The organism is Isoptericola haloaureus (assembly GCF_036689775.1).
In the GTDB taxonomy this organism is placed as follows: domain Bacteria; phylum Actinomycetota; class Actinomycetes; order Actinomycetales; family Cellulomonadaceae; genus Isoptericola; species Isoptericola haloaureus.
On the sequence record NZ_JBAGLP010000105.1, the window covers coordinates 180552 to 199328 of the forward strand.

19 protein-coding genes and 2 tRNA genes are annotated in these 18777 nt (G+C 72.1%); 10 read left to right on the forward strand and 11 right to left on the reverse strand.

Features of this window, described 5'->3' with window-relative positions; genetic code table 11:
- Positions 1-16 precede the first annotated feature (16 nt).
- Genes V5O49_RS02785 through pknB form a run of 7 tightly spaced genes read left to right on the forward strand, consistent with a single transcriptional unit; the run spans position 17 to position 9147 of the window.
- Positions 17-736: an FhaA domain-containing protein gene (locus V5O49_RS02785; protein WP_278235922.1), complete on the forward strand. Its 720-nt coding sequence runs from the start codon at positions 17-19 to the stop codon at positions 734-736.
- A gap of 10 nt (positions 737-746) precedes the next feature.
- Positions 747-1226, forward strand: a complete 480-nt coding sequence (locus V5O49_RS02790; protein WP_332900900.1) for an FHA domain-containing protein FhaB/FipA — start codon at positions 747-749, stop codon at positions 1224-1226.
- Positions 1227-1233: 7 nt separating this feature from the next.
- Positions 1234-2583: a PP2C family protein-serine/threonine phosphatase gene (locus tag V5O49_RS02795; RefSeq protein WP_332900901.1), complete on the forward strand. Its 1350-nt coding sequence runs from the start codon at positions 1234-1236 to the stop codon at positions 2581-2583.
- Positions 2580-4202 (forward strand): FtsW/RodA/SpoVE family cell cycle protein, encoded by a 1623-nt coding sequence (locus V5O49_RS02800; RefSeq protein ID WP_332900902.1) that lies wholly within the window; start codon positions 2580-2582, stop codon positions 4200-4202. The genes V5O49_RS02795 and V5O49_RS02800 overlap by 4 nt, the downstream gene beginning before the upstream one ends.
- On the forward strand, positions 4199-5656 hold the full coding sequence (locus V5O49_RS02805; RefSeq protein WP_332900903.1) for a peptidoglycan D,D-transpeptidase FtsI family protein: 1458 nt from the start codon (positions 4199-4201) through the stop codon (positions 5654-5656). The genes V5O49_RS02800 and V5O49_RS02805 overlap by 4 nt, the downstream gene beginning before the upstream one ends.
- Complete coding sequence (locus V5O49_RS02810) at positions 5653-7068, forward strand: serine/threonine-protein kinase (RefSeq protein WP_332900904.1); 1416 nt, start codon at positions 5653-5655, stop codon at positions 7066-7068. The genes V5O49_RS02805 and V5O49_RS02810 overlap by 4 nt, the downstream gene beginning before the upstream one ends.
- A complete protein-coding gene (pknB, locus tag V5O49_RS02815; RefSeq protein WP_405001129.1) occupies positions 7069-9147 on the forward strand; it encodes a Stk1 family PASTA domain-containing Ser/Thr kinase in 2079 nt (692 codons plus the stop codon).
- A 92-nt stretch (positions 9148-9239) separates the two neighbouring features.
- Here the strand turns inward: pknB and V5O49_RS02820 are convergent, their stop codons facing one another.
- Genes V5O49_RS02820 through V5O49_RS02835 form a run of 4 tightly spaced genes read right to left on the reverse strand, consistent with a single transcriptional unit; the run spans position 9240 to position 11600 of the window.
- Positions 9240-9893, reverse strand: a complete 654-nt coding sequence (locus tag V5O49_RS02820; RefSeq protein ID WP_332900906.1) for an aminodeoxychorismate/anthranilate synthase component II — start codon at positions 9891-9893, stop codon at positions 9240-9242.
- Entirely contained in the window at positions 9890-10060 is a 171-nt protein-coding gene (locus V5O49_RS02825; protein WP_278237581.1) for a hypothetical protein, read from the reverse strand. The genes V5O49_RS02820 and V5O49_RS02825 overlap by 4 nt, the downstream gene beginning before the upstream one ends.
- Entirely contained in the window at positions 10057-10872 is an 816-nt protein-coding gene (locus tag V5O49_RS02830) for a class E sortase (protein ID WP_332900907.1), read from the reverse strand. Before V5O49_RS02830 ends, V5O49_RS02825 begins: the two co-directional genes overlap by 4 nt.
- Positions 10869-11600 (reverse strand): DUF881 domain-containing protein, encoded by a 732-nt coding sequence (locus tag V5O49_RS02835; protein WP_332900908.1) that lies wholly within the window; start codon positions 11598-11600, stop codon positions 10869-10871. The genes V5O49_RS02830 and V5O49_RS02835 overlap by 4 nt, the downstream gene beginning before the upstream one ends.
- A gap of 130 nt (positions 11601-11730) precedes the next feature.
- On the opposite strand from V5O49_RS02835, the gene V5O49_RS02840 reads away from it, so the two are divergent.
- Complete coding sequence (locus V5O49_RS02840) at positions 11731-11988, forward strand: cell division protein CrgA (protein WP_278235912.1); 258 nt, start codon at positions 11731-11733, stop codon at positions 11986-11988.
- Between the two features lie 85 nt (positions 11989-12073).
- Here the strand turns inward: V5O49_RS02840 and V5O49_RS02845 are convergent, their stop codons facing one another.
- Positions 12074-12694, reverse strand: a complete 621-nt coding sequence (locus V5O49_RS02845; RefSeq protein ID WP_332900909.1) for a rhomboid family intramembrane serine protease — start codon at positions 12692-12694, stop codon at positions 12074-12076.
- 25 nt (positions 12695-12719) lie between these two features.
- On the opposite strand from V5O49_RS02845, the gene V5O49_RS02850 reads away from it, so the two are divergent.
- A complete protein-coding gene (locus V5O49_RS02850) occupies positions 12720-12884 on the forward strand; it encodes a hypothetical protein (RefSeq protein ID WP_332900910.1) in 165 nt (54 codons plus the stop codon).
- A 91-nt stretch (positions 12885-12975) separates the two neighbouring features.
- On the opposite strand, the gene V5O49_RS02855 is transcribed toward V5O49_RS02850, so the two are convergent.
- Positions 12976-13515, reverse strand: coding sequence for a peptidylprolyl isomerase (locus V5O49_RS02855; RefSeq protein ID WP_332900911.1), 540 nt, complete (start codon positions 13513-13515; stop codon positions 12976-12978).
- An 88-nt stretch (positions 13516-13603) separates the two neighbouring features.
- Between V5O49_RS02855 and V5O49_RS02860 the strand changes: the two genes are divergently transcribed.
- Positions 13604-14437, forward strand: a complete 834-nt coding sequence (locus V5O49_RS02860; protein WP_332900912.1) for a hypothetical protein — start codon at positions 13604-13606, stop codon at positions 14435-14437.
- 155 nt (positions 14438-14592) lie between these two features.
- Here V5O49_RS02860 and V5O49_RS02865 read toward each other — a convergent pair.
- The 5 genes from V5O49_RS02865 to gyrA all read right to left on the reverse strand — a co-directional run bounded on the left by V5O49_RS02865 (position 14593) and on the right by gyrA (position 18654).
- Positions 14593-14665: transfer RNA gene (locus tag V5O49_RS02865), tRNA-Ala, on the reverse strand.
- A gap of 9 nt (positions 14666-14674) precedes the next feature.
- A complete protein-coding gene (locus tag V5O49_RS02870; protein ID WP_405001130.1) occupies positions 14675-14797 on the reverse strand; it encodes a DLW-39 family protein in 123 nt (40 codons plus the stop codon).
- A gap of 23 nt (positions 14798-14820) precedes the next feature.
- A tRNA-Ile gene (locus V5O49_RS02875) sits at positions 14821-14894 on the reverse strand.
- Positions 14895-15013: 119 nt separating this feature from the next.
- Complete coding sequence (locus V5O49_RS02880) at positions 15014-16048, reverse strand: DUF3566 domain-containing protein (protein ID WP_332900913.1); 1035 nt, start codon at positions 16046-16048, stop codon at positions 15014-15016.
- The gene (gene gyrA / locus V5O49_RS02885) at positions 16048-18654 is read right to left on the reverse strand and encodes a DNA gyrase subunit A (protein ID WP_332900985.1); all 2607 of its coding nucleotides are present in this window, start codon (positions 18652-18654) and stop codon (positions 16048-16050) included. Before gyrA ends, V5O49_RS02880 begins: the two co-directional genes overlap by 1 nt.
- Between the last annotated feature and the right edge of the window lie 123 nt (positions 18655-18777).

Sequence of the window (18777 nt, forward strand, 5' to 3'; positions counted from 1 at the left end):
GACGGAAGGAGGTGGCATGGGAGCGCTGGACCGATTCGAGAAGAGCGTCGAGCGGGTCATGAACAACGCGTTCGCGAAGGTGGGACGCGGCAGCGAGGTCAAGGCGGTCGAGCTGGCGAGCCGGCTGCGGCGCGAGATCGACGACCGTGCCGCCGTCGTCGGCCACGACCGGACCGTCGCACCGAACGAGTTCACCATCGAGCTCGGGCCGGAGGACTTCGACCACGTGCAGTCGTGGGGTGCGGAGACCCTGGCGGACGAGCTCGCCACCAACCTCACCGAGTACGCGTCGTCCCAGCACTACGCGTTCGTCGGACCCGTCAGCGTGTCCTTCGAGCGCGACGAGCAGCTCACCCGCGGACGGTTCCAGCTGCGCTCGGCCACGGTCCGCGGCAACGTCGCGCCGGCGACCAACCCCGCACCCAGCACCCGCCACCCCCTCATCGACATCGACGGTCAGCGCTACCTGCTCACCGGCCCCGTCACGGTCATCGGCCGCGACGCCGAGGCCGACATCGTCGTCGACGACCCGGGGGTCTCCCGGCGCCACCTGGAGATCCGCGTGACCCCCGAGGGCGTCGTCGCCACCGACCTCGGATCCACCAACGGGCTCTTCGTCGAGGGTCATCAGGTCCCCGCAGCCACCCTGCTGGACGGCAACACCCTGACCATCGGCCGGACCCGGATCATGTTCTGGACCGGCACCTCGGCCGGACGCACGAACGAGGAGTGGTGATCCGCCCCGGATGAGCGAGCTGACGTTCACCCTGCTGCGGCTGGGATACCTGGTGCTGCTCTGGGTGTTCGTGCTCTCCGCGGTGGCCGTGCTCCGCCGCGACCTCGCGCTGCGCGGCACGCCCCGTGCGCGCAAGAAGTCCGACGACGGCGCCCCGGCGGCCGCGCCGACGCCCTCCCCCCGCGGCGCCGCACCGTCGGGTCCCACCCGCCTGGTCGTGACGCAGGGACCGCTGACCGGCACCACGCTGCCGCTGTCCGGCTCGTCGATCCTCATCGGCCGCGCCCCGAGCTGCACGCTCGTGCTGGACGACGACTACTCCTCCTCCCGGCACGCGCGGATCTTCCCGCAGGGCGACCAGTGGTACGTCGAGGACCTGGGGTCGACGAACGGCACCTACCTCGGTGACCAGCGCGTCTCGGCGCCGACCCGCCTGGGTCCCGGCGTCGGAGTGCAGATCGGCCGGTCCGTCGTCGAGCTGCAGGAGTGACGGCCCCGTGACCCTCGCCCTGCGCTACGCCGCGCGCTCCGACGTCGGGCTGGTGCGCCACGACAACCAGGACTCGGCCTACGCCGGCCCGAACCTCCTGGTCGTCGCCGACGGGATGGGCGGGCACGCCGGCGGCGACATCGCCTCCAGCCTGGCGATCTCGGCCCTCGCCCCGCTGGACACCCCCGAGCACGGTCCCGACCAGGCGCTGCACGACCTGGAGGAGACTGTCGAGCGCGCCCGGCAGGACCTCGTGCACGCCTCGGAGATCGATCCCGACCTGGCCGGCATGGGCACCACCGTCACCGCCCTGCTGCGCTCGGGCAACACGCTGGCGATGGCGCACCTCGGCGACTCGCGCGCCTACCTGCTGCGCGACGGCACCCTCACGCAGGTCACGGTCGACCACACCTTCGTCCAGCACCTCGTGGACACCGGCCGGATCTCGCCGGACGAGGCCGAGACGCACCCCCAGCGCAACGTCGTGATGCGGGTCCTCGGCGACTTCGACGTCGACCTGACGCCCGACATGTCCATCCGCGAGGCGCGCGCGGGGGACCGGTGGCTGCTCTGCTCCGACGGCCTGTCCGGGTTCGTCCCCGTCGACCAGATCACCGAGGTCCTCGGCGAGTGCGAGTCGCCCGACGAGGCGGCCGACCTGCTCATCACCCTGGCGATGACGGCCGGCAGCACCGACAACATCACGGTCGTGGTCGCGGACCTCGTCGACGACGAGGTCGTCCCGCCGCCGGCCGACACCACCCAGGTCGTGGGGGCCGCCGCCACGGACGTCGCCGCACCCGTCACCCGCGAGACCGGCCCGGAGCCCGCGGCCGCCGAGGCCGCACCGGCCGCCCCCGCTCCCCACGACGAGGACGAGGAGGAGGACGAGGACGAGTCGAGCGACGACGTCCGACCCCGTCGTCGCCCGTGGGTCGGCGTGCTCGTCACGCTGCTCGTCCTGGCCGGCCTGGGGTTCGGCGGCTGGTGGGCCTACGGCTGGACGCAGGACCAGTACTACCTCGGCGTGGCCGACGGCCAGGTCGCCGTCTACCAGGGCATCCCGCAGGACGCGGGCCCGATCTCCCTGTCGCGGGCCGTCGAGGTGACGAGCACGTCCGTCGACGACCTGCCGGCCTACTGGATCGAGCGGCTCGACGGCTCGATCCGCGCCGAGTCCCTGGACGAGGCCCTGGAGCGGGCCGACCGCCTCGCCGAGGAGGCCGCCCCCACGCCCGTCCCGGCCCCTTCCCCCAGCAGCTCCCCGTCCCCGAGTCCCTCCGACGGGCCCAGCCCGCGTCCCGGCTCCTCGCCGAGCCAGGAGCCGGCGCAGGCCGCGGGGGAGGGTGACGCGTGAGCGCGGACTCCACGGTGGCGCCTCGCCAACGTCGCCCCCTGCGCCTGGCCGAGGTCTTCCTGCTCCTGCTCGCGCTCGCCGGCGGGATGGGCGGCTACGCGATGGTCGGGCTGTCGATCCGCGACGAGCTGCCCGACAGCTTCTGGTGGCGCAGCGCCCTCCTCGCCGCGACCGCGCTCGTCGCCCACCTCGTCCTGCGGTTCCGCGCGCCGTGGTCGGACCAGGTGATCCTGCCCGCCGTCGTGCTGCTCAACGGCATCGGGCTGTCGATGATCTGGCGGCTGGAGATCTCCGGCGCCGCCGGCATGGCCCCGGCCGACGCCGCCGGCAACATGACCGCGTCGCTGCTGGGCGCCGTCGTCGCGTTCACGCTCCTGTGGCTGCTGCGCGACCACCGCTGGCTGCGCCGGTACACCTACATCTTCATGCTCGTCGGTCTGCTGCTGGTGTCCCTGCCGCTGATCCCCGGCCTCGGCGAGCAGATCAACGGCGCCCGCATCTGGATCTCCGTCGGCGGCTTCTCGCTGCAGCCCGCCGAGTTCGCCAAGATCGCGCTGGCCGTGTTCTTCGCGGGCTACCTCGTGGTCAACCGGGACACGCTCGCGCTGGCCGGGCCGAAGGTCCTGGGCCTGCACCTGCCGCGGCTCAGCGACCTCGGCCCGATCATGCTCGTCTGGGGCGTCTCCCTGGTGATCCTGGTCTTCCAGCGCGACCTGGGTACGTCGCTGCTGTTCTTCGGCCTCTTCGTCGCCATGCTGTACCAGGCCACCGCCCGCTCGAGCTGGATCGTGCTCGGCATGACCCTGTTCGCGGTGGGAGCGATCTCCGCGGCCCGGCTGTTCCCGCACGTCGGAGCACGTATCGACGTGTGGCTGCACCCCCTGGACGCCGAGCAGTACGACCGGGAGGTCGGTGGGTCGTTCCAGCTCGTCCAGGGCATGTTCTCGATGGCCAACGGCGGCCTGTTCGGCACCGGCTGGGGCGAGGGCCGCCCCTTCCAGATCCCGTACGCCTACTCGGACTTCATCTTCGCCGCCCTCGGCGAGGAGCTCGGGCTGACGGGCCTGGCCGCCATCCTGCTGACCTACCTGCTCATCGTCCAGCGCGGCTTCAAGTCAGCCCTGACGGTGCGGGACGGCTTCGGCAAGCTGCTGGCCGCCGGCCTCGCGTTCGTCATGGCGCTGCAGATCTTCGTCGTGGTCGGCGGCATCACGCGCATCATCCCGCTGACCGGTCTGACCCTGCCGTTCATGGCCCAGGGCGGTTCGTCGCTGCTGGCCAACTGGATCGTCATCGCCCTGCTGCTGCGCATCTCCGACAGCGCACGCCGCCCGTCCGACCTGCCGGTGCGCGGCCAGGTCTCGCACGAGCGCGAGCCCGTGCTCGTGGGCGCCGGCGCCGGGCCCGACGACGGCACCCCGGTGGCGGGCACCCCCGCCGTCGGCGGCCCCTCGCGGGTGCCCGACGACGGCACCCCGGCGGCCGGCACCGCGCTGCCGCGCCGCAGCGTCTCCGAACGCGACGGGGGAGGCCCCACCGGCACCACCGGTTCGTCGGACCCCACCGAACATCTCGACCCGACCGACCCCGAGTCCCCGCGAGGAGGTGACCGCCCGTGAACACGACCGCACGTCGGCTGGCCTCCATCGTCATGGTCATGTTCCTCGCGCTGCTGGTCTCCACCACGTGGATCCAGTTCTTCGCCGCGGACTCGTTGAACAGCGACCCCCGCAACGCGCGCACGCTGTACGAGCAGTTCGGCACCGACCGCGGCCCCATCGTCGTCGGCGGCGAGGCCGTGGCGGACTCCGTCCCGGTCGACGACGAGTGGAACTACCAGCGCGAGTACACCCAGGGCCGGTTGTACGCCCCGCTGACGGGCTACTACTCGCTGGTCAGCGGCACCTCCGGCATCGAGCGCGCCGAGAACGACTTCCTCGCCGGCTCCGCCGACGCCCTGTGGGTGGACCGGCTGCGCAACCTGCTGACCGGCACGGACCCGCAGGGTTCCGCCGTCGAGCTCACCGTGGACCCGGCGGCCCAGCAGGCCGCCTGGGACGCCCTCGGCGACCAGCGGGGCGCCGTCGTCGCGCTCGAGCCGTCGACCGGCCGGATCCTGGCACTGGTCTCCAAGCCGACGTTCGACCCGAACGACCTGGCGACCCACTCGACCAAGGACGCGAACGACGCCTACCTCGAGCTGTCCAACGCCGAGGACAAGCCGCTGAACAGCCGCGCGACCGCGGAGATCTACCCCCCGGGGTCGACGTTCAAGCTGGTCACCGCCGCCGCGGCCCTCGAGAGCGGGGAGTACACCGCCGACACGGTCGTCGACGCCCCCGACACCTACACCCCGCCCGGGACGGACCGCTCGATCAACAACTACGGCGGCACCTCCTGCTCGTCCTCCGGGGAGCAGAGCCTGGCCGACGCGCTGCGCATCTCCTGCAACACCGCGTTCGCCGAGCTCGGCGTCACCCTCGGCGACGAGGCCCTCCAGGAACAGGCCGAGGCCTTCGGGTTCGGGTCCGGCATGACCGTGCCCTTCGGCACCGCCGCCAGCGTGTTCCCCGCACCCCCGATCGACCCCGCGTTCGTGGCGCAGTCCGCCATCGGGCAGTGGGACGTGGCCGCCACCCCGCTGCAGATCGCGATGGTCTCGGCCGCGATCGCCAACGACGGCGAGGTGATGGAGCCCTACTCGGTGGACCGGGTGCGCGACCAGAACCTCGACGTCGTCTCCGAGACGCGGTCCAACAGCCTGGGCCGGGCGGTCTCGACCGACACCGCCGACCAGCTCACCGACATGATGGTCGGCGTCGTCGAGGGCGGGTCCGGCACGGCGGCGCAGATCTCCGGGGTGTCCGTCGCCGGCAAGACGGGGACCGCCCAGACGACGAGCGACGCACCGCCGCACACCTGGTTCACCGGGTTCGCCCCGGCCGACGACCCGCAGGTGGCGGTCGCCGTCTTCGTGGAGAACGGCGGCTCGATCGGCACCTCCGAGGCCACGGGCGGCCAGGTGTCCGCACCGATCGCCCGGGTCGTCATGGAGGCGGTGCTGAACGGATGAGGCCGACCACCGGACTGTCCCTCGGGGACCGCTACCTCCTGACCCGGCGCATCGCCGTCGGGGGCATGGGCGAGGTATGGGTCGCCGACGACAAGTATCTCGGCCGGGACGTGGCCGTGAAGGTGCTCCGCGAGGAGTACACCGGCAACGAGGACTTCCTGCGCCGCCTGCGCACGGAGGCCCGCAACAGCGCCTCGCTGTCCCACCGCAACATCGCCCAGATGTACGACTACGGCGAGCAGGACGGCGCCGGCTTCCTCGTCATGGAGCTGGTGCTGGGCGAGCCGCTGGCGGACCTGCTCGAGCGGGAGCCCGTGGTGGCGCCGCGCAAGCTGCTGCCGATCCTGTCGGCCACCGCCCGCGGCCTGCACCACGCGCACAAGGCCCAGGTGGTCCACCGCGACGTCAAGCCCGGCAACATCCTCCTCGAGCACGACGGCGGGGTGAAGATCACCGACTTCGGCGTCTCGCTGGCGGCCAACCAGGTGACGATGACCGCCACCGGCATGGTGATGGGCACGGCCCAGTACCTCTCGCCGGAGCAGGCCGTCGGGCAGGCCGCCACCCCGGCGTCCGACCTGTACGCGCTGGGCATCGTGGCCTACGAGGCGACGGCGGGCAAGCGTCCCTTCACGGGCTCGACGCCGGTCGACATCGCTGTCGCGCACGTCAACAACGCCGTGCCGCCGCTGCCGCAGGCCGTGCACCCGGGACTGGTGGACGTCATCATGCGGATGCTCGCCAAGGACCCGGGCAAGCGACCCGCCTCGGGGGCCGAGCTGGCCGACGAGCTCGACGCCCTGGCGGGCGAGATCGCCGAGGATCCCCTCGGTGCCCGGTCCCGGTCGGCACGACGGGCGGCACGCAACGGCCGCCCGGCACCGGTGCGGCACGCCCGCACCGAGGAGCCGGAGCGCACCCCGCGGCCGACCGAGCGTCGCCCGACGCCGCCGCGCCCGGAACCGGAGTCCGCCGGCACCTCGACGCCCGACCAGCCGGAGATGCCGACCCGGACCCGCCGCGACCACGGCCGCCCGCCGGTGCCGCGGACCTATCCCGCGCGACGTGACGTGCACGGCGCGGGACGCACCACCCCCGCGCAGGGCGAACGGAACAGCGGCGCGACGCGGGCAGGCACCCGCTCGGGGGCCTCGCGCACGTCCACGACGACGGGGCGCCGGCTCGGAGCGCTCGGCCGGATGTCCTGGCCCCTGCTGGCCCTGCTCGGGCTGCTCGGGGTGCTGCTGGCGGCGACGCTCATCAGCGGCCTGACCGGTGGGGACGACGGCGAGGCGGCCGCCAGCACGACACAGCCCGCGACCCTGCGGGCGATGACCGTGACCGACTCTGGGATGATGCTCCCAGACCCGCCGCGCCCAGCCGGTGCGGCCACGACCGAGAAGGACGACTGAGTGGTGGAGAACACGCCCCGAGTACTCGCCGGCCGCTACGAGGTCGGTGAGCTCATCGGCCGTGGCGGCATGGCCGAGGTCCACATCGGCCACGACGCACGCCTCGGCCGCACGGTCGCGATCAAGGTGCTGCGTTCCGACCTGGCGCGCGACCCGTCCTTCCTAGCCCGCTTCCGGCGCGAGGCGCAGTCCGCCGCCGCGCTCAACCACCCGGCGATCGTCGCGGTCTACGACACCGGGGAGGACACCTCCACCGACGCCACCGGCCAGTCGGTCCACATCCCCTTCATCGTCATGGAGTACGTCGAGGGCCACACGGTTCGCGACATCCTCGCCGACGGCGCGGCCGTGCCGATCGAGGAGGCCGTGGAGATCACGGTCGGCGTCCTCAGCGCGCTGGAGTACTCCCACCACGCGGGCATCGTGCACCGCGACATCAAGCCGGCGAACGTCATGATCACGCCCACGGGTGCCGTGAAGGTGATGGACTTCGGCATCGCGCGTGCCGTCGCCGACTCCGCCGCGACCATGACGCAGGGCCAGGGCGTCATCGGCACCGCGCAGTACCTCTCGCCGGAGCAGGCCCGCGGCGAGCAGGTGGACGCCCGCAGCGACCTGTACTCCACCGGCTGCGTGCTGTTCGAGCTGCTGACCGGACGTCCGCCGTTCATCGGCGACTCGCCGGTCGCGCTCGCCTACCAGCACGTGGGCCAGGCCGCGCAGCGCCCGAGCGAGTTCGCCAACGACGTGCCCGAGGTGCTCGACCGCATCGTGCTCACGGCCCTGACGAAGGACCGCGACCAGCGGTACTCCTCGGCCGCCGAGTTCCGCTCCGACCTGGAGTCCGCGATGCGCGGCGGCGCCATCGGCGCTCCCGCCATCGGCGCGCTCGCCGCGGGGGCCGGCGCCGGCTACGCCGCGACCCAGGTCCTCGGCGACCCCGGCTCCACCCAGGTCATGGACCCGGCCCAGCAGTCCCCGTGGGGCCCGACCGGTCTGCCCGCGGACCAGACCGCGACCGGTGCGGCGGTGCCGCCCGAGGAGGAGAAGCCGAGCCGCAAGGGCCTGATGTGGACCCTCATCGTCATCGGCGTGCTCGCGATCGCGGCGATCCTGTTCTTCCTGCTGCGGGGCGGCGACACCGCGCCGGAGACGGTCACGGTGCCCGAGCTGACCTCCGACATGAGTCCGACCGAGGCGGAACGGGCCCTGGAGGCCGTCGGGCTCGTGTTCTCCCAACGGATCGACGAGGACTCCGACGAGCCCGAGAACACCCTGACCCGGACCGACCCGGAGGCGGGTGCCGAGGTCGAGGAGGGCTCGACCGTCCAGGTCTTCTTCTCCGGCGGTCCCGAGACCTTCGCGATGCCCGACCTCACCGGGTCCACCCTGAGCGAGGCGGAGGACCAGATCGAGGAGGCCGGTCTCGTCGTCGGGGACGTGACGCGCGAGGCGAACGCCGACTTCGCGGAGGACGAGGTCGTCTCGACCGACCCGGCCCCGCGCGAGGCGGTCGAACCCGGCGACTCGGTCAACCTCACGGTCTCCAACGGCCAGGTCGATCTGCCGAACCTCATCGGCCAGGAGCGCGACGCCGCAGAGCAGACGCTCGACGACCTGGGCCTGGACTCGACCATCGAGACCCAGGAGGTCGACGACCCGAACGACGTCGGGCTCGTGGTCGACCAGTCGCCCTCCGAGGGCGCGGTCGCCCAGGACACCCGCGTCACGCTGACGATCGGCGAGGCGCGCGAGGTCGAGACCGTCCAGGTGCCCGACGTCGTGGGGATGTCGGCCGACGAGGCGCAGCAGGCGCTCGGGAGCCAGGCCAACCTCAACGCCGTGCAGACCACGGCGTCCTCGGCGGACTACTGCCCGGGCTTCGTCTCGGCGCAGGACCCGGCGGCGGGGACCGAGGTGGACGAGGGCTCCGAGGTCACGATCACGGTCTCGACGGGCGAGTCGGGCCAGAACTGCACCGGCGGGCCCACGCCGGAGCCCGCACCCGCGCCGCCGGGCCAGGACGACGGGTCCGACGACGGCGCCTGGCTGCCGGTGGAGCCCGACCCCGTCGACTGAGCACCGCGCCACGGTGCGGCACACGGTGCCGTAGCCGCGGTCCCGTGCGGGTCGGTCCCGGCCCGCACGGGACCGTGGTGGCGGCGGGAGCGTCAGGCCGTGTGCACCAGGGGCGCCATGCCGGCGGAGCGCTCGACGGCGTCGGCGTCGCCGCACACGGCCAGCCAGTTGGCGAGCAGCCGGTGGCCGCCCACGGTCAGCACCGACTCGGGGTGGAACTGCACGCCGTGCAGCGGCAGGTCGCGGTGCTGCAGACCCATGACGACCCCGCCGGCGGTGGTCCCGGTGACCTCGAGCTCGGCCGGCACCGTGCGCGGCTCGACGGCGAGGGAGTGGTACCTCGTCGCGGTGAACGGCGACCCGAGGCCCGCCAGCACGCCGGTGCCCTCGTGCTCGACCTCGCTGGTCTTGCCGTGCATCAGCTCGGGAGCGTGGGAGACCGTCGCGCCGTAGACCTCGGCGAGCGCCTGGTGCCCGAGGCAGACGCCGAGCATCGGGGTCGCGGACCGCGCGCAGGCCCGGATGACGTCCTCCGACGCCCCGGCCTCCTTCGGCGTCCCGGGTCCGGGCGAGACGAGGACCCCGTCGTAGACCGTGCCGTCCTCACCGAGGAACCGGCCCTGGTCGTCGGGCTCCGGCACGGCGTCGTTGCGCACGACGGTGGTGCTCGCGCCGAGCTGGTCCAGGTAGCCGACGATCGTGTAGACGAAGGAGTCGTAGTTGTCCACGACGAGGATGGAGGTCATGGTGCGTGCGCCTCGACGGTGTTGTCGTTGATGGGGACGTACTCGGAGAACCAGGGGAAGACCCACTCGAAGCAGACCCAGACGGCCGCCACGAACAGTGCCAGGAGCAGGAGCGCCCGGAACCAGGCCGGACCGGGCAGGGCGCGCCACAGCAGGCCGTACATCATCGCACCCCCGCGTCGTCGTCGGCCAGTGCCTGGATCTCGACACCGGCGTCGAGCAGCTCGGCCGGGATCCCCTCGTCCACCGGGGCCCAGTAGTCGAGCTCGGCGTGCACGATGTAGCGCTGGGCTGCCGAGTACATCGGGTGGCAGGCCGTCATCGTCAGGAAGCGCTGCGTCAGCTCGGGCAGGGGCTCGCCCGGCCGGACACCGGGGACCGGGGAGACGACCTCGACCTGGTTCGGCCAGACGATCTGCGAGGAGGTCATCCGGTAGACGTACCAGGTGTTCGCGGTCCGCACCACGATCGGGTCGCCCTCCTGGAGCTCGGCGATCTGGTGGAACGGCCGGCCGTAGGTGGTGCGGTGCCCGGCGACCGAGAAGTTGCCGAGGTCGCCGGGCAGCGCGGTGTCGGGATAGTGCCCGATGCCGAGCCGGTCCAGCACCTCGGCCTTGTCGATCCCCTGGGCGACCGGCTCGACGTAGTCGGCACCGAACCGGGGGACGTAGTACTGGGCGAAGACCTCGCCGAACGCGGGCTCGCCCATGATGGGCGGGTCGTCCCGGTGCTCCTCGGCGACGGCGGGCCCCTCGACGGAGCTGCCGGACGGCACCTCGACGGGGGGCTCGGGCCAGTCCAGCTCGGCGAGCACCTGGCTGTGGATGCGCTCGGCCTGGACGTCCGTCCACCACAGCTGCCACACGACGAACAGACCGAGCACGACGCCGGCGGTGATGAGCAGCTCGCCGACGACGCCGATCGTCGCGCTGACCGCGCCGCCGCCGCGACGGCCGGCGTCGGCGGGGGCGTGCCTCACGAGAACACGTCCGTGCCGTCGGGCACGTCGGCGAACTGCACGTCCTGACCGCCGGACGCCGCAGGGATCTCGATGCGGTCGAGCGGCTCGGCCGCGTACCCGAGGTCGATCCAGTCCACGTAGTCCTGGTAGATGGCCACACCGGGCGAGGAGTCGAGGGCGGACTGCAGGCGGTCCGGGTCGCCCACGGCCTCGACGACGTACGGCGGGGAGAACACCTTGCCGTGCAGCAGCATGATGTTCCCCGAGCAGCGGAAGGCGCTGGTCGGTGTCACGCGCTCGCCCTGGAGCGTCATCGCCTCGGCGCCGCCCGCCCACAGGGCGTTGATGACGTGCTGCACGTCCTGCTGGTGGACGACGAGGTCGTCCGCCGTGACGTTCTCGATGGCCAGGGACGACGACGGCGCGTCCTCGAGCGCGACCCGCATGCCCGGTCCCTCGACCGGCCAGGCGCCGGAGACGACGCCCTCCTCCGACCGCAGCTCGGCGGAGCGGCGCGGCACGTCTCCCGGGACCGCCTCGCTCAGCGCCTGGATCTCGGCGTCGAGGGCGGCCACCTGCTCGGTGAGCGCGTCGACGCGGTCGGCCTCCTCGGCGACGACCGCGGACAGGTCCTCCGCGTGGCGGCTCTCGTCGCCGCTGCTGAGCTGCGCGCTGACGGTGAAGAGCACCCCGGACAGCGCGAGGACGACCGCGACGGTGATCCCGGATCGGATGCGAGATGACACAGCGGCCTCCCTTCGTCATGATCGTGCCCGGAGCAGTGCTGCTGAGCACTACGCTAGACGACGAACCGTCGTCGGCGTGCCGAGATCTCGCTCTCGGGCGTCGCACCCTCGTCCCGACAGGAGCCGACCCGTGTCCGAGAAGTCCGAGAAGCCCCAGAAGAAGTCCGCCGCCTCGGAGCCGGCGCTGCCGCAGAAGTCCTCGGCCAACCCGCGCTGGCTCGTGCCGACGATGCTGACCCTCATGCTCGCGGGCCTCGCCTGGATCGTCACCTACTACCTGACGAGCCAGAACCTCGGCCTGCCGGTGCCGGCGCTGGGCAACTGGAACCTGCTCGTCGGCTTCGTGCTCATCATCGCCGGGTTCTCGCTGACCACGCGCTGGAAGTGACGTCGCTGTACAGGTGACACGGGTGTGATTCCACACCTGTGCATATCCCTGGGGATGACGGTACGACGGCTCCTCCGACCGACGCTCAGAACAGCCCCAGCAGCCCGGCGACCGTCGGCACCGTGGAGTACTTCCACGTCGCCGCGGCGACCAGCACCACGCCGACGGCGGTCGGCAGCGCCCACCCGACGAGGCGCTGCCGCTCGCGCGGGGCCAGCGCGTACCCGGCGCCGATGACCAGCCCGACGGCGAGGCCGCCGAGGTGCGCCTGCCACGCGATGTTCGGCACGAACAGCGGCAGGGCCATGTTGATGGCGATGAGCACGACGATCTGCCCGGCGTTCTTCCCGAGCCGTCGCAGGACCGGGATGATCGCGCCGAAGAGGCCGAAGACGGCCCCGGAGGCACCGACCACCCCGATGAACCAGCTGTCCTGCGTGGGGTCGGCGAGCAGCAGCACGCCCACCTGCCCGCCGACCGCGGCCAGCAGGTAGAGGGCGATGAAGCGTCCGCGACCGAACGCCTGCTCGAGGAACGGTCCCACGAGCCACAGCGCGTACATGTTGAACAGGATGTGCAGCGGGGTCGTGGAGTGCAGGAACGCCGCGGTGAGGAACCGCCACGGCTCGACCTGGCCGGTGGCGGGGGAGAACGCCCACTCCTGGGTCCAGGCGCCGCCGGTGGCGAGCTGCAGGATCCAGCTCACCGCGCACAACCCGATGATCGTCAGCGTGACGACCGGCCGGCCGCCCCGCACCGTGGCCCCGAAGACCGTCCGGGCGCTGCGCGTGCTGCGCTGCGCGCTGGCCACGCAGTCGACGCACTGGACGCCGACGGCGGCCGGGCGCTGGCACTCCGGGCAGGCCGGGCGGCCGCAGCGCTGGCAGCGCACGTAGGACACCCGGTCGGGGTGCCGCGGACAGACCGGGGGCGCGTCCGTCGGGGGACCCGACGGCGGGTGCGGCGGCGTGCTGATGGTCGGGCCCCTCAGTCCTCGATCGTCACGCTCTGGATGACGACGTCCTCGACGGGACGGTCGCCGGGACGCGTCGCGGTGGAGTTGACGGCGTCGACCACCGCGCGGGACTCGTCGTCGGCCACCTCGCCGAAGATGGTGTGCTTGCCGTTGAGCCACGGCGTCTCGGCGGTGGTGATGAAGAACTGGGAGCCGTTGGTGCCCTCGGCCGCTCCGGTCACGGGGTTGCGGCGCTTGCCGGCGTTGGCCATGGCGAGCAGGTACTTGCGGTCGAACGACAGCTCCGGGTGGATCTCGTCGTCGAAGGTGTAGCCGGGGCCGCCGGTGCCGGTACCCAGGGGGTCGCCGCCCTGGATCATGAAGTTCTCGATGACACGGTGGAAGATGACGCCGTCGTAGAGCGGGTCGTTGCGCTCGGCGCCCGTCCGCGGGTCGGTCCACGTCGTCGTGCCCCGGGCGAGACCGACGAAGTTCGCGACGGTCTTCGGCGCGTGGTTCGGCAGCAGTTCGAGGCGGATGTCACCGGCGGAGGTGTGGAGGGTTGCGAACATGGCACCCATCATGTCACCACCGCGCCAACTGGGACATCACCTGGCGTGTGACGCTGCGCGCGACTACCAGGGGTGGCAGAGTGGGGCCATGGTGCAGACTCCCAAGATCGACCCCGCCAAGGTGAAGGACTCCACCGCGGAGGTCGCGGCCGCGCTCGTCGGCGCGGGCGCCCGCGCCGCGGACAGCGCCAAGGACGCCGCCGGTCAGGCCAAGGACTGGGCCGGACCTCGTGCCGACGCCTTCCTCGAGTGGCTCCGGCCGCGCGTCGAGAAGGCGTGGAACGACAGCGTCCAGGCTGCGGCACCCCGCGTGGAGGACGCAGCCGGCAAGGCCGGACCCCTCATCGACACCGCCCACGACAAGCTCGTCGACGACTATCTCCCGCAGCTCGTCACCGCCTTCAACGCGGCCGCCGCCAAGGCCGCGGCCACCGCCGACGAGGCCAGCAAGGCCGCGAAGCAGGCGGCGAAGTCCGCCGAGAAGTCGGCGCGCAAGGCCCAGCGCCGGTCCAGCCGCCGCAAGGCGTTCGGCTGGACCGTGGTCGTCGGTGGCCTGGCCGCCGTCGGTTACGCCTTCTACCGCCGGGCCCAGCCGCAGAACGACCCCTGGGCCGAGCCGTGGGAGCAGTCCTCGACTCCGGACTTCGACGGCGTCGCGCGCGACGCACGGCACGCCGTGGGTGACGCGGCCGAGGCGGTCGGCGAGGCCGCCGGCTCCGCCGTCGCCAAGGGCAAGGAGGCCGTCTCCGAGGCACGCGAGAAGGCGTCCTCGCGGACCGCGAAGTCGCGCCAGAAGGCAAGCGAGGCGGCCGAGGAGACCGGCGACGCCGCCGAGAAGGCAGGCGAGGCGGCTGCCGATGCCGCCGACGAGGCGAAGAACTCCGTCGGCCAGGCCTCCCCGGCCGACGACAAGAAGGAGTAGTCGGACCCGCACGTCGTCCGACGCACGAGAGCCCCCGTCCGCGGTGGACGGGGGCTCCCGTGCGTCCGGGGCCGTGGTCGGTGCGGCAACGGTCGGCGCCGGAAACGCGTCGTGCCCCCGCCGTGACGGCGGGGGCACGAGGTGGTGGGACGGGGTGGAGCCAAGGGGACTCGAACCCCTAACCCCCTGCTTGCAAAGCAGGTGCGCTACCAATTGCGCCATGGCCCCTGGGGGTCATCAGTCGAGTGAGTCGGTGACCTCGGTCCACAGGTCACGGTCCGCGGCGTCCTCGGAGAGCCGGCGCCAGACCAGGTAGCCGGCGACCGCAGCCAGCACGGCGACGATGATCTTCTTCAACATGGACCTCCTCGTCGACCGTGGAGTGGGGCTAGGAGGACTTGAACCTCCGACCTCTTCCTTATCAGGGAAGCGCTCTAACCGTCTGAGCTATAGCCCCTCGCGGCACGCTCTCGGAGAGGGCGTGCAGCACGGAACATTACCGTACGGGCCCCACCGGCCCCAAACCGGAACCGGGCCCGGTGGGTGTGACGTCCGTCGCCCGGTGCGGCCCGGTCGTCACTCGTCCGTCAGGGTCAGGTGCACACCCCCGACGAGCGCGGCGGTGATGTTGTAGAGCATCGCCATGATGGTCGCGATGGCCGTGAACAGCACGACGTTGACCAGGGCGATCAGCGTCGCCAGGGACACGGTGCGCTCGAGCTCCACGATCTGGGTGATGTCGACGGCCTGCGGGCCGAGCGTGCTGATGAGGAAGTCCTGCACGGTCGCGAAGGTGCCGACGGAGTTCAGCGAGTACCAGACGACGGCCGTCGCGACCACGGTCATGATCCCGATCGCCACCGAGAGCAGGAACGCCAGCTTCATGATCGACCACGGGTCGATGCGCGACACCGAGAGCCGCACGCGGCGCGGGCTGCCGAGACCGTCCGGCGCGACGGCCGGCTGCGCGCCGGTCTGGGGCGAGCCCTCGGCGGAGAGCGGCACCTGCTGGGCGCTGCCGTGCACGCCACCGGCCGAGTAGTGCATCTCCGGGCGCGGACCGGACGACGTGGCGTCCGGGGGCGGGGGCGGCGCCGACGAGCCCGTGCCGGCCGTCGAGCCGGTCGGCTGCGCGCCGCCCGGGGTGGCACCGGAAGCGGCCGACCCGGCGGACTGCACCTTCTTCGCGGCGCTGCGTGCGGCGGCCAGCGCGGCCGCGGCCGCCTTCACGGCACCGTTCTTGGCCGCGCCGGAGGTCTCGGTCCCGTGCTTCGGCGACTCGGCGTCCGAGGACGCCGCTGCGTCACCGTCGGGCGCAGCCCGATCGGACCAAGCCCCGTCGGACCAAGCCCCGTCGGACGAAGCCCTGTCGGAGGAGGCCTCGGCGGAGGAGGACCGGGCCGCACCGTTCGTGGGCGCCTCGGCCGCGCCCTCGTCCCGAGGCTCGGGCTCGGCGGGTGCGGGCTGCTCCGGTGCAGGCTGCGCCGGAGCGGGCCGCTCGGACCCGGTGGACCGGTCCGTCGTCTCGGACACCGGCGTGATGGGCTGGGTGCTGTCAGCAGGCGCGGACAGGGGAGTGCCCGCCTGCGACGTCGTCTTCTGGCTCGCCATCAGATGTTCCCGTCCCCGGTCTCGTCCTGCTCCGGCGTGCTCGCCGTCGCCTCCTCGGCCGGCTCGACGTCGTCGGCCGGTTGTTCCACGCTAACCGACTCGGCCTCTGCGCGACGCTCGACGTTCCGCGCGACGGCGATGATCCGGTCGCCCTTGTCCGGCTTTGCGAAGGTCACGCCCTGGGTCGTGCGTCCGGTCAGGTTCACCTCGTCGACGCGGGAGCGGACGATCTTGCCCTTGGACATGATCACCAGCACCTCGGTGTCGGGCTCGGTGACGAGCGCACCGACGAGGTCGCCGCGCGCCTCGACGAGGTTCGCGACCTTGATGCCGTAACCGTTGCGGCCCTGGAGGCGGTACTCGTCGATGCGGGTGCGCTTGGCGAACCCGCCCTCGGTGACGACGAACAGGTCGGTCTCCGGCTCGACGACGTCGGCCACGAGCAGCTCGTCGTCCGCGCGGAACTTCATGCCCGTCACGCCCGAGGTGGCGCGTCCCATCGGGCGCAGCGTGTCGTCGTCGGCCGCGAACCGGATGGACTGCCCCTTGCGCGAGACGAGGATCAGCTCGTCGTCGGCGTCGACCAGCCGGGCGGACACGAGCTCGTCCGGGGTGCCGTCGTCGTCCGTGCGCAGGTTGATGGCGATGAGCCCGCCGCTGCGCGGGGAGTCGTAGTCGCCCAGGCGGGTCTTCTTCACCAGGCCGCGGCGGGTGGCGAGCACCAGGTACTCCGCGTCGTCGTAGTCCCGCAGGGCCAGGACCTGCGCGATCTGCTCGCCCGGCTGGAACGCCAGCAGGTTGGCGACGTGCTGACCCTTGGCGTCGCGCGCACCCTCGGGGATCTCGTACCCCTTGGCGCGGTAGACGCGGCCGGCGTCGGTGAAGAACAGCAGCCAGTGGTGCGTCGTCGTGACGAAGAAGTGGTCGACGATGTCGTCCTCGCGCAGCTGCGCGCCCCGGATCCCCTTGCCGCCGCGACGCTGGGCCCGGTAGGAGTCCGTCCGCGTGCGCTTGGCGTAGCCGCCGCGGGTGATCGTGACGACCACGTCCTCCTCGGGGATGAGGTCCTCGACCGACATGTCGCCGTCGAAGGGCAGGATGTGGGTCCGGCGCTCGTCGCCCCAGCGCTCGACGACGGCGTCCAGCTCCTCGCCGACGATCGACCGCTGCCGCTCGGGCCGGGCCAGGATGTCCTGGTAGTCGGTGATCTGCGCCTGGAGCTTCGCGTGCTCCTCGAGGATCTGCTGCCGCTCCAGGGCCGCGAGCCGGCGGAGCTGGAGAGCCAGGATCGCGCTGGCCTGCTGCTCGTCGATGTCGAGCAGGTCCATCAGGCCGGTGCGCGCCTGGTCGGCGTCGGGCGAGCGACGGATGAGGGCGATGACCTCGTCGAGGGCGTCCAGCGCCTTCAGGTAGCCCTCGTAGATGTGGATCTTGTCCTGCGCCTCGCGCAGCAGGTACTCGGTGCGGCGCCGCACGACCTCGATCTGGTGCGTGGTCCAGTGCCGCACGAAGGCGTCGAGGCTGAGCGTGCGGGGGACGTCGTCGACGAGCGCCAGCATGTTGGCGCTGAAGTTCTCCTGCAGCGAGGTGTGCTTGTACAGGTTGTTCAGCACGACCTTCGCGACGGCGTCGCGCTTGAGCACGATGACGAGGCGCTGCCCCGTGCGGCCCGAGGTCTCGTCCCGGATGTCGGCGATGCCGGAGATCCGGCCGTCGTTGACCAGGTCGGCGATCTTCGTGGCCAGGTTGTCGGGGTTGACCTGGTAGGGCAGCTCGGTGATGACCAGGCAGATCCGGTTCTGGATCTCCTCGACGTTCACCACGGCGCGCATCGTGATCGAGCCGCGCCCCGTGCGGTAGGCCTCCTCGATGCCGGACGTGCCGAGGATCTGGGCACCGGTGGGGAAGTCGGGGCCCTTGATGCGCTGCATCAGCGCGGCGAGCAGCTCCTCCTTGGAGGCGTCCGGGTGCTCGAGGTGCCACTGCACACCCGCCGCGACCTCGCGCAGGTTGTGCGGCGGGATGTTGGTCGCCATGCCGACGGCGATGCCGGCCGAACCGTTGACCAGGAGGTTCGGGATCCGCGACGGCAGGACCGTGGGCTCCTGCGTGCGCCCGTCGTAGTTGTCCTGGAAGTCGACGGTGTCCTTCTCGATGTCCCGCACCATCTCCATCGCGAGCGGGTCCATCTTGCACTCGGTGTACCGCGGGGCGGCCGCCGGGTCGTTGCCTGGCGAGCCGAAGTTCCCCTGGCCGGCCACCAACGGATAGCGCATCGACCAGTCCTGCACGAGGCGGACCAGGGCGTCGTAGATCGCCGTGTCACCGTGCGGGTGGTACTTGCCCATGACGTCGCCGACGACGCGGGAGCACTTGGAGAACGACCGGTCCGGCCGGTAGCCGCCGTCGTACATCGCGTAGAGCACGCGCCGGTGCACCGGCTTGAGCCCGTCGCGCACGTCGGGCAGCGCGCGACCGACGATGACGCTCATCGCGTAGTCGAGGTAGCTGCGCTGCATCTCGAGCTGCAGGTCGACCTGCTCGATGCGTCCGTGCGCGACCGCCGCCAGGGCCTCCGGGCTGCCGCCGTCGATACCGTCGGTCATGTCCGGGCCGGGGGTCTCGTCCGTCACCGTGAATCCGTTCCTTCCTGCGCCGCCGGGGCGCTGGTCCTGCCTCGATCATCCGATGTACAGAACCCAGATTCGTTCTGTACGCGCCGTCTCCGG

Bases quoted from the DNA above. Each gene is read 5' to 3' on its own strand.
- V5O49_RS02870 (WP_405001130.1), bottom strand. From the start codon at position 14,797: ATGTTGAAGAAGATCATCGTCGCCGTGCTGGCTGCGGTCGCCGGCTAC.
- V5O49_RS02855 (WP_332900911.1), bottom strand. From the start codon at position 13,515: ATGTTCGCAACCCTCCACACCTCCGCCGGTGACATCCGCCTCGAACTG.
- V5O49_RS02810 (WP_332900904.1), top strand. From the start codon at position 5,653: ATGAGGCCGACCACCGGACTGTCCCTCGGGGACCGCTACCTCCTGACC.
- V5O49_RS02825 (WP_278237581.1), bottom strand. From the start codon at position 10,060: ATGATGTACGGCCTGCTGTGGCGCGCCCTGCCCGGTCCGGCCTGGTTC.
- V5O49_RS02880 (WP_332900913.1), bottom strand. From the start codon at position 16,048: ATGGCGAGCCAGAAGACGACGTCGCAGGCGGGCACTCCCCTGTCCGCG.
- V5O49_RS02820 (WP_332900906.1), bottom strand. From the start codon at position 9,893: ATGACCTCCATCCTCGTCGTGGACAACTACGACTCCTTCGTCTACACG.
- V5O49_RS02860 (WP_332900912.1), top strand. From the start codon at position 13,604: ATGGTGCAGACTCCCAAGATCGACCCCGCCAAGGTGAAGGACTCCACC.
- V5O49_RS02790 (WP_332900900.1), top strand. From the start codon at position 747: ATGAGCGAGCTGACGTTCACCCTGCTGCGGCTGGGATACCTGGTGCTG.
- gyrA (WP_332900985.1), bottom strand. From the start codon at position 18,654: ATGACCGACGGTATCGACGGCGGCAGCCCGGAGGCCCTGGCGGCGGTC.
- V5O49_RS02785 (WP_278235922.1), top strand. From the start codon at position 17: ATGGGAGCGCTGGACCGATTCGAGAAGAGCGTCGAGCGGGTCATGAAC.